The 14,437-nt window shown below is 35.4% G+C and carries 18 protein-coding genes; 14 read left to right on the plus strand and 4 right to left on the minus strand.

Going from position 1 to position 14,437, the window contains the following annotated elements:
- The first annotated feature begins 4 nt into the window (after positions 1 to 4).
- Both ES765_RS15630 and ES765_RS15635 read left to right on the plus strand, forming a co-directional pair.
- Entirely contained in the window at positions 5 to 394 is a 390-nt protein-coding gene (locus ES765_RS15630; RefSeq protein ID WP_138115245.1) for a hypothetical protein, read from the plus strand.
- 122 nt (positions 395 to 516) lie between these two features.
- Positions 517 to 921, plus strand: a complete 405-nt coding sequence (locus ES765_RS15635) for a DUF421 domain-containing protein (RefSeq protein ID WP_138115246.1) — start codon at positions 517 to 519, stop codon at positions 919 to 921.
- 59 nt (positions 922 to 980) lie between these two features.
- Here the strand turns inward: ES765_RS15635 and ES765_RS15640 are convergent, their stop codons facing one another.
- A complete protein-coding gene (locus ES765_RS15640; protein ID WP_138115247.1) occupies positions 981 to 1,895 on the minus strand; it encodes a nicotinic acid mononucleotide adenyltransferase in 915 nt (304 codons plus the stop codon).
- Positions 1,896 to 2,004: 109 nt separating this feature from the next.
- Here ES765_RS15640 and ES765_RS15645 point away from each other — a divergent pair, with 109 nt between their 5' ends.
- The 4 genes from ES765_RS15645 to ES765_RS15660 all read left to right on the plus strand — a co-directional run bounded on the left by ES765_RS15645 (position 2,005) and on the right by ES765_RS15660 (position 4,449).
- Positions 2,005 to 3,006, plus strand: a complete 1,002-nt coding sequence (locus ES765_RS15645; RefSeq protein ID WP_138115248.1) for an NAD(P)H-dependent glycerol-3-phosphate dehydrogenase — start codon at positions 2,005 to 2,007, stop codon at positions 3,004 to 3,006.
- 130 nt (positions 3,007 to 3,136) lie between these two features.
- The gene (locus tag ES765_RS15650; RefSeq protein ID WP_138115249.1) at positions 3,137 to 3,589 is read left to right on the plus strand and encodes an alpha/beta fold hydrolase; all 453 of its coding nucleotides are present in this window, start codon (positions 3,137 to 3,139) and stop codon (positions 3,587 to 3,589) included.
- An 18-nt stretch (positions 3,590 to 3,607) separates the two neighbouring features.
- A complete protein-coding gene (locus ES765_RS15655) occupies positions 3,608 to 3,940 on the plus strand; it encodes a hypothetical protein (protein ID WP_138115250.1) in 333 nt (110 codons plus the stop codon).
- Between the two features lie 266 nt (positions 3,941 to 4,206).
- Entirely contained in the window at positions 4,207 to 4,449 is a 243-nt protein-coding gene (locus ES765_RS15660; RefSeq protein WP_138115251.1) for a hypothetical protein, read from the plus strand.
- On the opposite strand, the gene ES765_RS15665 is transcribed toward ES765_RS15660, so the two are convergent.
- The 3 genes from ES765_RS15665 to ES765_RS15675 all read right to left on the minus strand — a co-directional run bounded on the left by ES765_RS15665 (position 4,423) and on the right by ES765_RS15675 (position 8,277).
- The gene (locus ES765_RS15665) at positions 4,423 to 6,090 is read right to left on the minus strand and encodes a glycerol-3-phosphate dehydrogenase/oxidase (RefSeq protein ID WP_138115252.1); all 1,668 of its coding nucleotides are present in this window, start codon (positions 6,088 to 6,090) and stop codon (positions 4,423 to 4,425) included. The genes ES765_RS15660 and ES765_RS15665 overlap by 27 nt on opposite strands.
- Positions 6,091 to 6,268: 178 nt before the next feature.
- Positions 6,269 to 7,756, minus strand: a complete 1,488-nt coding sequence (gene glpK / locus ES765_RS15670) for a glycerol kinase GlpK (RefSeq protein WP_138115253.1) — start codon at positions 7,754 to 7,756, stop codon at positions 6,269 to 6,271.
- Positions 7,757 to 7,920: 164 nt separating this feature from the next.
- Entirely contained in the window at positions 7,921 to 8,277 is a 357-nt protein-coding gene (locus ES765_RS15675; RefSeq protein ID WP_138115254.1) for a hypothetical protein, read from the minus strand.
- Between the two features lie 82 nt (positions 8,278 to 8,359).
- Between ES765_RS15675 and ES765_RS15680 the strand changes: the two genes are divergently transcribed.
- The 8 genes from ES765_RS15680 to ES765_RS22400 all read left to right on the plus strand — a co-directional run bounded on the left by ES765_RS15680 (position 8,360) and on the right by ES765_RS22400 (position 14,209).
- The gene (locus tag ES765_RS15680; RefSeq protein WP_138115255.1) at positions 8,360 to 8,884 is read left to right on the plus strand and encodes a CvpA family protein; all 525 of its coding nucleotides are present in this window, start codon (positions 8,360 to 8,362) and stop codon (positions 8,882 to 8,884) included.
- A 189-nt stretch (positions 8,885 to 9,073) separates the two neighbouring features.
- On the plus strand, positions 9,074 to 9,553 hold the full coding sequence (locus ES765_RS15685) for a CAP domain-containing protein (protein ID WP_138115256.1): 480 nt from the start codon (positions 9,074 to 9,076) through the stop codon (positions 9,551 to 9,553).
- Between the two features lie 285 nt (positions 9,554 to 9,838).
- Positions 9,839 to 10,345, plus strand: a complete 507-nt coding sequence (locus ES765_RS15690; protein WP_171017323.1) for a CAP domain-containing protein — start codon at positions 9,839 to 9,841, stop codon at positions 10,343 to 10,345.
- Between the two features lie 111 nt (positions 10,346 to 10,456).
- Positions 10,457 to 10,999: a 3-hydroxyanthranilate 3,4-dioxygenase gene (locus ES765_RS15695; RefSeq protein ID WP_138115258.1), complete on the plus strand. Its 543-nt coding sequence runs from the start codon at positions 10,457 to 10,459 to the stop codon at positions 10,997 to 10,999.
- A complete protein-coding gene (locus ES765_RS15700; RefSeq protein ID WP_138115259.1) occupies positions 10,996 to 11,370 on the plus strand; it encodes a DUF1304 domain-containing protein in 375 nt (124 codons plus the stop codon). Before ES765_RS15695 ends, ES765_RS15700 begins: the two co-directional genes overlap by 4 nt.
- Before the next feature lie 76 nt (positions 11,371 to 11,446).
- Positions 11,447 to 13,000, plus strand: coding sequence for an aldehyde dehydrogenase family protein (locus ES765_RS15705; RefSeq protein WP_138115260.1), 1,554 nt, complete (start codon positions 11,447 to 11,449; stop codon positions 12,998 to 13,000).
- Between the two features lie 218 nt (positions 13,001 to 13,218).
- Complete coding sequence (locus tag ES765_RS22395; protein ID WP_249356501.1) at positions 13,219 to 13,500, plus strand: hypothetical protein; 282 nt, start codon at positions 13,219 to 13,221, stop codon at positions 13,498 to 13,500.
- Between the two features lie 133 nt (positions 13,501 to 13,633).
- The gene (locus tag ES765_RS22400) at positions 13,634 to 14,209 is read left to right on the plus strand and encodes a transposase (RefSeq protein ID WP_249356505.1); all 576 of its coding nucleotides are present in this window, start codon (positions 13,634 to 13,636) and stop codon (positions 14,207 to 14,209) included.
- Positions 14,210 to 14,437 lie beyond the last annotated feature (228 nt).

Genomic DNA, 14,437 nt, shown 5'->3' on the forward strand with positions numbered 1-14,437 from the left:
TACTATGAAGACTATATCAAAGCTACTCCTACTTTCTATTTCGTTTTTTGCGCTTTCATCCTGTTCTCCTAGATTGGTTGGCACTTGGACTGTTCAAAAATACCAACGTGCAACCCCTGGTGAGCTAGGAATGTCCGTCAGTAATGTTGGTAGAATTACCTTTGAAAAAAATGGGACAGGCACAAAAAACTTGGATTACTCTTTATTAGGCGTTTCCAATAAAGACGCTACCCCATTTAATTGGATCGCTACGGAAGAATTCATTACGATTGAAGGTGACAACTCTGAACTATCCAAAACATGGATTTTCATTGAGAACAAGAATGACTATCAGAAATGGCAATCTACAGATGGTGCCAACAATATTCAATCGCTAGAACTTTCAAAACAATAACACTTGGAACTATTTAATCCTCTCTCCCTAAAAACTATCATACAAATGTGTGTTGCCGCAGTTTGTATCTACCTGTACATTATGCTTATTACCCGTGTGACAGGAAACGTACTTTTGAAAAAATGTCAAGTTTTGATTTTCCTGTCACCATTGCCATGGGATCTATCTTGGCGGATGCTATTCACAAACCTGTTTCAAGTTTAATACCGGCATTTGTTTCCTTAGTGCTATTAGCAAGTCTTCAGGCACTATTTGCAAAAATCATGTCAACATCTAACAAAGCTCAAAAGGTATTGACGAACACACCTATTTTGCTTATGAAAAACGGAACTAAATTTGAAGAGAATTTAACAAAAGCCTTGGTAAGTCAGGCTGATTTAAGGGGTAAATTACGTGAGGCTAACGTATTACAACTATCACAGGTTAAAGCCGTTGTTTTTGAAACAACAGGTGATATATCTGTACTACATTCTTCAGAATCAATTCAAATTGATTCTATAATCTTGGAAGACGTTGCTTCTATTTAAAAAATAAAAAATGCCCTATTTATATGAATAGGGCATTTTTGAGACAATCAACACAAAAACTATTTTACTTTTTTCCTCTTTACATCCATAGTTGAATTAGAAGATTTAGTCCTTTTTTTACTATCGGTACCCTTGCCAGATTTTAAGTATTCTTGATAACCTCTTCCTCTAAATTCGTAGGTAGTACCACTATCAGGGTGATATAATTCTATCGTGCTGTCATTAATCACATAAAATTCAAAATAATCACCCCCTAAGAAATCATAATCTAAGGTCAATGTTTTTAGAGAATTGTCTCCTTGCACATCATATACTTCATAATCACCTTCATAATCCCATTGCAAATTGGCTACACTTGTATTAGGTGAATCTAAAGACGACCTGAAAAAACTGGGTAAAAATTGCATGTAATTCTCATCATCAAAATCATTCAAAGCTCCCGTTTCACTCGTATAGATTTTCTCCCAAGCATCATATTCCTGAATGAAATAATTGATGTTATCGTAGAACACCATATCATAATCAAACGTATTAGTTTGGTAGCCTTTTAGAAAATAAGAGGTGTCTGTACTAACATCATACAGTTCAATCGTATTTCCATTTATAGCAAATACTTCCAAGTCCCAACGACCATCTATATCATGGTTTATATCTACTATGCCTCTCAAAGTGCCATAAGTTCCTACGTCAATACCATAACCGCCGCCTGTTTTTCCTATACCAACTATATTATTATTAGCATATAGCACCCCACGATTAAAAGAGACCGTAAAAGCACGTTGCAAAAATGGAACTTCACCACCGCCACGTGTAGCATTAATATCCACATACCAAAGATCAAAACTCTGTAAAACTTGATCTGTATTATATGCCGATTCTTCAATAAAATCATCTTCTATGATTACATCTGCATAACAAGAAACCATTAGTGTGGCCAAAAGAAAATAACCGGTGAGTAGTTTAATTGTTTTCATATGATTTTATTTTTAAGTTATTAAAGTATAAACAATCACCATGCCAAAAACCATATAGGCTTGTTTATCAACGCATCATAACCATGTAAATATTTGGTAAGTTTGTAGTATGAAAAAGGATGCGAAATTTGCAGTATTAGGAGGAGGGAGCTGGGCAACCGCCATCGTTAAGATGTTGACCAACAACCAAGAAAAGATAGGATGGTACATGCGTAATTCTGATGCTATAGACTATATAAAAATTCAAAAACACAATCCAAATTATCTTACTTCGGTCGAATTCAAGACTGAACAATTATTTTTAACAGATGATATAAATGAGGCTGTAAACTTTGCAGATATATTAATTTTTGCTGTTCCATCTGCGTTTTTAGTTGAGGAATTGGAAAAACTTAAAACACCCATAAAGGATAAGATTATATTTTCTGCAATAAAAGGAATCGTGCCAGAATCAGGAATGATCGTAGGTGAACATTTTCATGAAATCTATAAGATACCTTTCGAAAATATCGGTGTCATAACCGGACCTTGTCATGCCGAGGAAGTTGCCTTGGAACGCCTTTCTTATTTGACCATTGCCTGTGCAGATACCGATAAGGCTGAATTGGTTGCCCAAAATCTATCAAGCAATTATATTAAAACTAATATTAGCAAGGATATCATAGGTACTGAGTACGCAGCTATGTTGAAGAATATCTATGCTATATCGGCCGGTATTGCGCATGGATTAGGGTATGGTGATAATTTTCAAAGTGTATTAATGAGCAATGCCATTCGGGAAATGAAGCGGTATACCAAGCGTATTCATAATATTGACCGTAATATTAATAAGTCTGCCTATTTAGGCGATTTATTGGTAACAGGTTATTCCACTTTTAGCCGAAACAGAATGTTCGGAAATATGATCGGCAAAGGATATACGGTAAAAAGTGCTCAGATGGAAATGAGTATGATAGCCGAAGGCTATTACGCTGCCAAAAGTGCATATACTATCAAAGAAAATTTCACTAAAAAAGTGAAGACGCCTATAATAGACGCCGTTTACCAAGTACTTTACGAGAACAAAAACCCTAAGAAGGTATTTCTTGCTCTTACAGATAAATTGAATTAGAGAAAGTTCCTTATCATAGAATGAACTAATCGATAGTAGTATGCGTTCTTGGATAATATTCTTTTTTGCAATTATATTCAGTGCCTGTAATACTACTCCCCAAAAATAAATTATCAGCGGAACCTTAGTGGTGTCCGAAAATCGTGAAAAGTCTGATTCTCGTTTACTGAAACTTGTCTACAAAGTTTTAAAAGCGAAAAACATTGATTCAAAAAAAGACCCTATTGTCTATTCGCAAGGTGGCCCAAGTGCACCAACTTTGACAATGGAAAATTTCTGGAAAAATTATCAATTACGAAATGAGCGAGACATTATATTGATGGACCAACGCGGAACAGGTCTTTCTGAAGCTAACTGTATCGAATCTGGTGAAGCTGCAATAGCAATTTTAAGGCAAAATTATACCAAGGTAGAGGAATTTAAAGCTCTAAATGACCTTTTAGATGAATGCAAAGAATCTATAAAACATGATGAAGTTGACCTTTCCGGGTACAACAGTAAGGAAATTGCCGCCGATTTTGAAGATTTACGCAAAGAGTTAGGCTATAAAAAATGGAATCTTTTTGGCGGTTCTTACGGCTAAAAGTTAGGATTCACAATAATGCGTGATTTTCCAAAAAGCGTAAGAAGTGCTGTGCTTCTTTCCGTTTTAGCACCAGAATCAAATTTATTATCTGACTTCAGTCAAAATTTCGAAAGTTCACTTTTTAAAATTTGTAAACGTTGCGAAAACGATGAAGATTGTAATAACAGATTTCCAAATTTAAAAGAGCGATTATTAAACGTCTTGAATAAATTACAAACCGAGCCTTTGCGATTTGATTTTGAAGGTGAGGAATTTATTTTAAACCAAAGAGATGCTCTTCTAGTACTAAAACAATCACTCTACGACCGCAATTCAATTGCAAGTATTCCATTGATTATCGAAGCCTAAGAAAATAAAGACAACGAACCATTAATTAACGAATTAAACAAAATAACGCAGCTTTACAGACTTATAAATTTACCAATGAGTTTTTCGGTATTGACCTATGAAGAACTTCCTTTTACTGACATTACAGCCGCTTTTAATTCTTTACTATAACATTCAGAACTTGGAGAAGAATCTGCCTCCTTTGATTTGGCACATTAGCCAATTGGCATTCTTACAGAGCTTCTGAAATTGAAAATCAACCTGTAATTTCAAATATCCCAACGTTAATGGCGAGTGATGGTTTGGACCCTGTAAGACCTGTTCGTTACGCCATTGAGGCTCTGAAACATTTAGAAAATGGTTATGGCATCATCTTTCAAGATGATAGCCACGCCCTATTTAATTCATGCTTTTTTCAAATCACAGAAGAATTTTACAACGACCCTTCTCAGAAACCCAATACGGATTGCAGTTCTATAAGAAAGCCAATTGAATGGAATTTATCAGTCTCGAGTCAACGAAAAATCTGAATGCTCCTTTAAATCAGCTTCTAAAGTCTTTTTCCAATCTTCTACTGTTTTATCAGGCACCCCGAATCTATTTTGACATTCTTTAAGAATAGGATTCATAAGCCTTCTAATGCTATCAATATCAAAATACAGCCTACCTGTACGTCTAATAAAGAAATCCATCGGATTTTGCACCATTTCATAATCAATTCCAAAGGTAAGTTCAGCTTTTGCTAAGCGAACATATTTATCCTTCTCAACAAGCTTTAAGTAATTATCTAAAATAACCTCTGTTTGCTTACCATAATTGGTTACCAAAAACCAAGCGTCATGTTCAGTAAATCCATCATCCTTTATTCGATTATAAATTTCAGTAATGTATTTTTTTACATGCTTGAACTTTCTAAAATCTTCATTACCGCAAAGAAATATTTTTTCGGTAAAACAATCCTTAAGTTCAGTCTCGTACTCCTCCTCCATTCTTTTGGCAATACGATCAACAACTCGTTCGGCCATTTTACGGTAGCCTGTTAATTTACCCCCAGCAATACTTATCAAACCCGTATCAGAAACGAAAATTTCATCCTTTCTCGATAGTTCAGAGGTAGATTTACCTTCTTCATGTATCAATGGGCGCAGCCCTGCCCAAGATGAAACAATATCGCCCAGTTCTAAATCGATACTAGGGAACATGTTATTTACTGCAGAAATCAAATAGATAGCATCTGCTATATTTGTTGTAACATTATCCTTACTGTCATTATAATTTGTGTCTGTAGTACCTACATAGGTGATTTTACCTCTCGGAATAGCAAACATCATTCGACCATCTGGTATATCAAAATAAACGGATTGTTTGACCGGTAATTTCTCATATGGGAAAACCAAATGCACCCCTTTGGTAAGGTGAAGTTGTTTTCCTTTTTTCGAATTATTCAAACTCCTTAATTCATCAACCCATGGGCCGGCCGCACTTATTACGTATTTTGATTTTATGGTAAATTCCTTACCAGTAATCTCATCTGTTGCCTTAACCCCTGCTACTTTTTCATTTACGTACAAAAACTCGTTCACCTTTGCATAATTCAACGCTTTCGCTCCAAAAAGCAAACTGGTTTTTATAGTTTCTACTGTAAGACGCGCATCATCCGTTCTATATTCAGCATAGTACCCCGCACCGTTAAGAATCTTCTTTGGCAACAAAGGCTCCAATTTCATGGCTTCCTTCTTTTTTAACATTTTTCGTTTGTCATCTCCCGAAACTTGCGCTAGAATATCGTAAACTTTAAGACCTATTGAAGTGAGCCATTTGCCATAAGAACCATTTTCAATTAAGGGTAGTAACATTTTTTCAGGCAATACTAAATGAGGCGCCAATTTATGTACAATTGCACGTTCAGAACCTACCTCCTTTACCAACCAAAAATCAAATTGTTTTAAATAACGAAGTCCTCCATGTATTAACTTAGTTGACTTACTGCTTGTACCCGAGGCGAAATCACCTTTCTCTAGCAAAGCAACCTTAAGCCCACGTGAAGCAGCATCTAAAGCAATACCCCCACCTGTTATGCCTCCGCCAATAACGACTAAGTCAAAATCTTCTCCTTCTATAGTATCAATCGTCTTTTGACGTTCTAAATTGGTAAATTTTATGTTTTTCATCAGTAGATGTTTATTTAATTTTTAATGGTGAAATCTGACTCACTAATTAAAATTTCGCATGATATCACAATTAGGCTGAATTCATTTCACACCTAATCCCAATATCAAAGATATGGGTAGTATTGCTCTAAAATATGCTTGATTGAATTATATAATTGTAAAATAAAATCTCTAAGAATCAATCTTCTTCCCAACCTTTACAGCGCTCAACGGCTTTTTGCCATTTTTTATATAAACGTTTCCTTTTTACCCGATCAAAAGTGGGTTTAAAAATACGGTTCATTGGTCGGCTCTCATCAATATCAGATTGCTTCCATAAACCTACTTGAATACCCGCTAAATAGGCTGCACCCATAGCAGTCGATTCTATGATCTCAGGTCGGTGAACTTCCGAATCTAAAATATCTGCTTGAAATTGCATCAAATGATTATTGGCACACGCTCCACCATCTACTCTCAGGTTCTTCAATTGAATACCCGAATCATCTTCCATTGCCTTTAATATATCCTTAGTTTGATAAGCGAGCGATTCTAACGTTGCCTTTGCAATATGAGCCTTGCCTGTGTCACGGGTCAAACCAAAAATAGCCCCTCTTGCGTACATGTCCCAATAGGGAGCTCCAAGTCCTGCAAATGCAGGAACTACATACACAGAATTTTCACCTTCTATAGAATTAGCCAGTTCTTCTGTTTCCTTGGCGTCCTTAATAATTTCAAGTCCATCTCTTAACCATTGTACTGCTGCACCTGCAATAAAAACACTACCTTCTAAAGCATAATTTACTTTTCCATTTAAACCATATGCTATAGTAGTCAATAATCCGTTTTTAGAAAACTGAGGCTCTTCTCCAGTATTCATTAACATAAAGCAACCTGTGCCATAGGTATTCTTTGCCGAACCTTTCTTGAAACAACCTTGACCAAAAAGTGCCGCTTGTTGATCGCCCGCTATACCAGTAATCGGTATTTTCACACCATCGTATTCATAATCTCCAAAATACGCCGCCGATGGTTTTACCTCTGGTAGCATACTTTTGGGTATGCTTAAGGCTTTCAGCATTTTGTCATCCCATTTTAAATTTACAATGTCATACATCATAGTACGAGAAGCATTCGTGTAATCGGTAATGTGATTATGCTCTTTTGTCATATTCCAAACTAACCAAGTATCTATAGTTCCCATTAATAAATCACCGGCTTCAGCTTTTTTCTTTGCTCCTTCAACATTATCTAATATCCATTTAACTTTAGTTCCAGAAAAATATGAGTCTATAACAAGTCCTGTAGTTTTTTTAACATGCTCGGTTAGTCCGATTTTTTTGAGATGCTCACAAATATCAGCTGTCCGCTTATCTTGCCAAACAATAGCATTATAAATCGGCTCTCCAGTATTCTTATCCCATACCACCGTAGTTTCTCTTTGGTTGGTAATCCCAATAGCAAGTATTTCTGATGGTTCAACTTTTTCTTGCTTCAAGAGTTCTTGTAAAACTTCCATCTGTGAGGATACTATTTCTTTTGGGTCGTGTTCAACCCATCCAGATTTAGGGAAAATCTGTTTGAATTCCTTTTGAACCATCCCTTGTATAGCACCTTCATGATTTACTAATAAAGCTCTTGAGCTTGTAGTACCTTGATCTAATGATATTATAAATTGCCTTGACATTTGTGTATGTTATTTTCTTAAATATAGCTGATTTAACAACTAATTCAAAAAAGGGACTAATGAAGACTTCCTGAAAAACATTTTATGTGACCAAAGCACTATTGAAGATTGTACTCTAGTCTCTTTTGATGCGATTATTATGGGTGAATATGACTTGACAATGTTTATTTAATGAATTCTTTTTCTAAAAAATAATTGACAATTGCTTCTTTCATAAGCACCGTTTGTTCACCCGCCTTTAACGGGGGTAATTCCTCATTTATAGTGTAATGTGGCCATCCATCCTCATCAAAAAAACTAAACTCATAAAATCCGTAAGGCTCCAAGAGACGACAAATAGCAATATGCATTAAATCTAGTTTATCATCTTTCTTATATTTTCTATGGTATTGTCCTAATTCTTGAACACCTACCAAATATATAATTGCATCCAATTCTAATGGATCACCATCAGAAAATTTTATTGATAGCGTTTCCACCAAAAAATTCCATCGCTCTTTTAACTGTATATCCCTAGCCATAATAATTCTGTCCTTCAGTACTATTGTTTAGACCTTTCAAAGGTACAAATCAAAGTTCTATATTTGCGAAAACACTTTACGAATGGGGCTTTTAGATATAATTATTGGAATTCCTTTGGTTTGGGGCTTATGGAAAGGCCTTAAAAATGGCCTTTTTATGGAAATAGCCTCTATCGTTGCATTAATTGCTGGTATTTATGGAGCAATTCACTTTTCATATGTAACGGGCGATTATTTATCAGAACATCTAGAATGGAATGAACGCAATATGAGCATCATCGCCTTCATTATTACATTTATATTTATTATTATCAGTGTACACTTAGTAGGTAAATTACTAACCAAAGTTGCCAATTTTGCTATGCTCGGACTTTTAAACAAAATTGCCGGTGCCCTATTCGGTACTTTAAAAGTAGCAATCTTATTAGGTGCTGCTTTCATATTTTTTGACCGTATGGACAACACATTTAACCTGATGGATGAGAATACCAAAAAAGAATCTATATTATATAAACCCATAAAAGATATAGGCGCATTGATTTTTTATAAGGTGCTGGAGAACGAAGCATTGTCAAAGGAATTTCCTCAAGATTCTATTTCCATTTAGCAATCATTTAAAGCGCTTATTCCTAGATTTTAAACACTTCATCGAATAAAATTTATAGTTTCCCTGCTGAATTCATTTTTTGTATACTATTACGCTATCGATACCCCCTATCGATAGAGAACTTAGAACATTCTCATCTTACTTACCTACTGCGCTACGCCAAAAGGCTATATTACAAAATGACACTATATGAAAACGAAATTGCATTATGCGGTCTCTGTCCTATTTGTAGTATTTTTTGGTTCTTGCACAAGTGATCCTATTGAGGGTATGCCTGTTATAGAAGCAGAAAATGCAATTACAATTGAACAAGACCTACTGGAAATTGTAAATGAGCACAGGTTAGCTTTAAACACTATCCCACTTAAATTTAGCAATGTTGCCTACAAATATGCCAACATTCACACCGACTACATGATTGCTAAAGGTAGTATTAGCCATGACAATTTTAGCTCGAGAGCATCTAACATCAATTCTGAAGTTACCGTTGATATGGTTGCAGAAAATGTAGCTAAAGATTATCAAACAGCGGTTGAAGCTTTTCAATCTTGGTATACCAGCAGCAGCCACAAGAAAACTATGGAAGGGGATTTTACCCACACGGGTATCAGTGTTAAAACAGATAATTTAGGTAATTACTATTTCACCCAACTTTTTTACAAGCAATAGACAAAATTAGGCTAAAAGCATATTTTTCCGTTTAAAAACAACATCAAGAGGGTTCTGTTTTAACTACTCTAGGTTACTCTGATTTGTGTAGATAATTAAGTGGGAAAAATCACACGAATTACACTTTTTCACGATGAAATGAACTATGTACTTAATCGATAGGTATCCGTTCTGCCTTATTTGGCAGCTTAACGATTTTTTCATTACCGCTATGGAGATTATTCTTTCAGAAATCAACCTTGAGTCTACATTTGAAACATAATTCATAATAAAATGTTTCCCAACATGAAATTAGCCTTCCCCTATTTAGCATTGAGTGTAGTTTTATTATCCTCTTGTTCCAAATACGAAAACTTTGCAGGTTACCAAGATAATACTGATGACTTATCAGCTAAAGTAACTTTAGTTTCTTCTGATATACATAATACTTTAGAAGCTGAACTTTTTGACATGATTAATAACTTTAGAGCTAGTATCGGTTTAAATGAAATGGTTTTTGAAAGTACTACATATTATTATGCAGGTATTCATACAGACTATATGATTGAAAAAGGAAACACTAGCCACGATAAATTTAGTGAACGTGCAGAAAATATTTCAAAAAGAACAGAGGCTGTATTTGTAGCAGAAAATGTGGCAAGAAATTACGATACTCTTGAAGACGCTTTCGAAGCTTGGTTGGATAGCCCAGGACATAGAAAAAATATTGAAGGTGATTATAATTATTCTGCAATAAGCATTAGACCAAACAGCAATGGAGACCTTTACTTTACTCAGCTATTTTTTAGATAGTCAATTCTAATAATTTTACAAAAAAAAGCCTTTGTAATTCAAAGGCTTTTTTATGCTTTAGTTTTAGGTAAGGGTAAACAGTTTTTTTAACTTTCACTTAAAATTGAACAGATGAGTATTAAAGCACCATTTAATCTTACCCAATGGATAGAAGAAAATAGGGGAATGCTTAAGCCCCCTGTTGGCAATAAGAATCTATATAAAGATGCAGGCGACTACATTGTAATGATTGTAGCAGGACCTAATGCTAGAAAAGACTATCACTATAATGAAACGGAAGAACTATTTTATCAGTTAGAAGGTACTATAGAAGTTCATATTCAAGAAAACGGTCGTAAGAAAACGATGCAATTAGGGCCTGGAGATATGTATCTACACCCTGCTAAAGTACCACATTCACCTGTACGAAAAGAAGGCTCTATTGGCTTGGTTATTGAGCGCAAAAGAGCACATATGAACGTTGACGATGGGCTATTATGGTTTTGTGACAATTGTAACCACAAATTATACGAAGCTTATTTTACCCTCAATGATATTGAAAAAGATTTCTTATCACATTTCAAGCACTTTTATAGTTCCAAAGAATTAAGAACCTGTGAAAACTGCGGTACTGTAATGCCCGTAGACGAACGTTTTATTGCGAAAGAAGCATGATACTTATTGCAAAAACAATTACGGCACTGGTTGCACTAATGCACATTTATTTCCTCTACTTGGAAATGTTTGCATGGACAACTAAAGGAAGAAAAGTATTTATACATTTCCCTCAAGACCTATTTGAACCTACAAAACAAATGGCTGCTAACCAAGGTTTGTATAACGGTTTTTTGGCAGCAGGACTCATTTGGTCCTTTTTTATTAGCACCCCAGTATGGTCAGCTAATATTGCCCTGTTCTTTTTAGGATGTGTTGTAGTAGCTGGAATCTATGGTGGCTATTCAGTTTCAAAAAAAATATTCCTTATTCAAAGTGTTCCAGCTTTAATAGGATTCACGTTTTGGGCAATCATAAAATTTTCATTGTAAGACATTGGCATGTCCAATGCATAATATTCTTTGTATTTTCGTAAAATCTAACATTAATCGCTTAAAAAGTTATAAAATGTCAAAAATAGCCACAGAATTTGGAATACATGATGCCTTAAAAGCATTAGGAATCAACGATATTAATGATGGTACATCTACTGGTTCCAATAATTTTGCATCAGGAGACATCATTTCATCATTTTCCCCAGTAGATGGATCTTTAATCGCTAAGGTGAAGACGACTTCACAAGCAGATTATGAAAAAGTAATGACTACTGCAACAGCTGCATTTAAGGAGTGGAGAACCAAACCTGCACCCCTACGTGGAGAAATCGTTAGACAATTTGGAGATAAGCTAAGAGAACTTAAAGAACCATTAGGAAAATTGGTTTCCTATGAGATGGGAAAAAGTTATCAAGAAGGTTTAGGAGAAGTTCAAGAAATGATAGATATCTGTGATTTTGCAGTGGGCCTATCGAGACAATTACACGGCTTGACCATGCATTCCGAAAGACCTGGTCATAGAATGTACGAACAGTATCACTCCTTGGGAGTTGTCGGAATTATTTCAGCATTTAACTTTCCAGTAGCGGTTTGGGCTTGGAATACTGCATTAGCATGGATATGTGGAGATGTATGTGTTTGGAAACCTTCTGAAAAAACACCGTTATGCGGTATCGCTTGTCAAAATATAGCCGCGGCAGTTCTTAAGGCCAATAATCTACAAGAAGGTATTTCATGTCTAATAAATGGTGATCATACGGTTGGTGAATACATGACCAAAGACAATCGTATCCCATTGGTTTCTGCCACTGGTTCTATACGAATGGGTAAAATAGTTGCCCAAACTGTAGCAGCGAGACTGGGCAAATCATTATTGGAATTAGGAGGTAATAATGCCATCATCGTCACACCAGATGCAGATTTAAAAATGACCGTAATAGGCGCCGTATTCGGTGCTGTAGGTACAGCTGGCCAACGTTGTACATCGACACGAAGATTAATTATTCATGAGTCAATGTATGACAAGGTAAAAGATGCCATAGTTGCTGCATATAAGCAATTAAGAATTGGCAACCCATTAGATGAAAACAACCATGTCGGACCATTAATCGATACCGATGCCGTACTTCAGTATAAAAAAGCTTTGGAAAAAGTAATTTCCGAAGGTGGAAAACTAATTGTAGAAGGTGGTGTATTAGAAGGTGAAGGTTATGAGAGTGGATGTTATGTTCAACCTGCCATTGCAGAAGCTAAAAATGATTTTGAAATTGTACAGCATGAAACTTTCGCTCCTGTTCTTTATTTATTAAAGTACTCTGGTGAACTCGAAAATGCTATTGCTATACAAAATGGCGTTGTTCAAGGATTATCTTCAGCCATTATGACAAATAACCTAAGAGAAGCTGAACATTTTCTTTCTGCATGGGGCAGTGATTGTGGTATTTCAAATGTGAATATAGGCACATCTGGGGCTGAAATTGGAGGCGCATTTGGTGGCGAGAAAGAAACCGGTGGCGGTAGAGAAAGTGGTTCTGATGCTTGGAAAGTATATATGAGAAGACAGACCAATACAATTAACTACACAACCGAACTACCTTTAGCCCAGGGTATTAAATTTGATTTGTAAATCAGCTTCTATTCTTTGTATATTTTAAATACGTATAATGGATTTTAATGAATGATTCTGAAAACGAATTAACTTTTAATAGGGGTTTTAACTATAAGAAACATGCAATGGAAATATATTTCCACTGCATGTTTTCTTTATTATAATAGAACAAGGCCTGTCAATAGCCAATCGCTACTTATAGCTATATAAAATTGATCTCGTTCTATTAAGAATATATGTCTATTAGTAACAACGCTTCTAGTACGGCGGTTGTAGCGAAGTTCTATGGTGTAAACCCAAGAAGTTTACAACGGCAATACAAAGATTATTTAAGCAATTTCAAATCTTGGAATCAAAAATCACAAGCAAAAGATTGGACGTTGTTCCCAAAGAATATAGGAAGTCACCTATCTCTAGATGAAACTGCTTTTTCAAATGGGGATTTATATACCATTCTAACTAATAAAAAAGCAAAAGAAAAGAAAGGAGCTATCATTACTATGGTTAAAGGAACCTAAAGCGGAATCTGTTATAACAATACTACATAAGATTCCTTTAAAACAACGAAAGAAAGTCAAGGAGGTCACCCTAGACATGGCGGGTAATATAGGACTAATCGTTAAAAAATAATTTCCAAACGCCACACTAGCCATAGATAGGTTCCATGTTCAAAAGCTAGCCCTAGATGCATTACAGCAAATTAGAATCAAACATAGGTGGGAAGCACTAGATCCTGAGAATGACGCTATAGAAAACGCTAGAAGCAAATCCTTAAAATACACACCAGTACTACTATCCAATGGAGATACTTTAAAACAACTCTTAGCTCGAAGCAGATATTTATTATATAAATCCAGTAGTAAATGGACAGTAAATCAATCAGAAAGAGCAGAAATTCTTTTTAAGCGATATCCTGATTTCGAAAAAGCATACAAATTATGCCAAAACCTATCTTGGATATTCAACAACACAAAAGACAAAACTTCTGCTCTAATACCCCTCGCCAAATGGGACGAAAAAGTGAGACAGGCCAAATTCAAAAGTTTCAACACCATTGCCAGAAGTATGTCGATTCATTACAAAAATATACCCAACTACTTTGACAATAGGAGCACAAATGCTTCGGCAGAATCTTTCAATGCTAAAATAAAGTCTTTTAGGGCACAATTCAGAGGCGTTAGAAACGTAGAATTCTTCCTCTTTATACTAACTAATATTTTTGCCTAATACCTATTATAGTAGTCAAACATAAAATGAAAAAACAGCATATCTTATTCATAGCATTTATTTAGTTCCCTAAATATACTAAAATGCATCAGCTATTATATGGCCATCTGGATTTCGGGTATAAAAAAAGCCCCTTACATTTCTGTAAGGGGCTTTCGAAAAAGGCGGCTACCTACTCTCCCACTTGATATAGCAGTACCATCGGCGCAAACGGTCTTAACTTCCCTG

It is taken from the genome of Maribacter sp. ACAM166, from assembly GCF_005771495.1.
Classification (GTDB): Bacteria; Bacteroidota; Bacteroidia; order Flavobacteriales; family Flavobacteriaceae; genus Maribacter.

Bases quoted from the DNA above. Each gene is read 5' to 3' on its own strand.
- ES765_RS15630 (WP_138115245.1), top strand. From the start codon at position 5: ATGAAGACTATATCAAAGCTACTCCTACTTTCTATTTCGTTTTTTGCG.
- ES765_RS15635 (WP_138115246.1), top strand. From the start codon at position 517: ATGTCAAGTTTTGATTTTCCTGTCACCATTGCCATGGGATCTATCTTG.
- ES765_RS15640 (WP_138115247.1), bottom strand. From the start codon at position 1,895: ATGAAAACAATTAAACTACTCACCGGTTATTTTCTTTTGGCCACACTA.
- ES765_RS15645 (WP_138115248.1), top strand. From the start codon at position 2,005: ATGAAAAAGGATGCGAAATTTGCAGTATTAGGAGGAGGGAGCTGGGCA.
- ES765_RS15655 (WP_138115250.1), top strand. From the start codon at position 3,608: ATGCGTGATTTTCCAAAAAGCGTAAGAAGTGCTGTGCTTCTTTCCGTT.
- ES765_RS15660 (WP_138115251.1), top strand. From the start codon at position 4,207: ATGGCGAGTGATGGTTTGGACCCTGTAAGACCTGTTCGTTACGCCATT.
- ES765_RS15665 (WP_138115252.1), bottom strand. From the start codon at position 6,090: ATGAAAAACATAAAATTTACCAATTTAGAACGTCAAAAGACGATTGAT.
- glpK (WP_138115253.1), bottom strand. From the start codon at position 7,756: ATGTCAAGGCAATTTATAATATCATTAGATCAAGGTACTACAAGCTCA.
- ES765_RS15675 (WP_138115254.1), bottom strand. From the start codon at position 8,277: ATGGCTAGGGATATACAGTTAAAAGAGCGATGGAATTTTTTGGTGGAA.
- ES765_RS15680 (WP_138115255.1), top strand. From the start codon at position 8,360: ATGGGGCTTTTAGATATAATTATTGGAATTCCTTTGGTTTGGGGCTTA.
- ES765_RS15685 (WP_138115256.1), top strand. From the start codon at position 9,074: ATGAAAACGAAATTGCATTATGCGGTCTCTGTCCTATTTGTAGTATTT.
- ES765_RS15690 (WP_171017323.1), top strand. From the start codon at position 9,839: ATGAAATTAGCCTTCCCCTATTTAGCATTGAGTGTAGTTTTATTATCC.
- ES765_RS15695 (WP_138115258.1), top strand. From the start codon at position 10,457: ATGAGTATTAAAGCACCATTTAATCTTACCCAATGGATAGAAGAAAAT.
- ES765_RS15700 (WP_138115259.1), top strand. From the start codon at position 10,996: ATGATACTTATTGCAAAAACAATTACGGCACTGGTTGCACTAATGCAC.
- ES765_RS15705 (WP_138115260.1), top strand. From the start codon at position 11,447: ATGTCAAAAATAGCCACAGAATTTGGAATACATGATGCCTTAAAAGCA.
- ES765_RS22395 (WP_249356501.1), top strand. From the start codon at position 13,219: ATGTCTATTAGTAACAACGCTTCTAGTACGGCGGTTGTAGCGAAGTTC.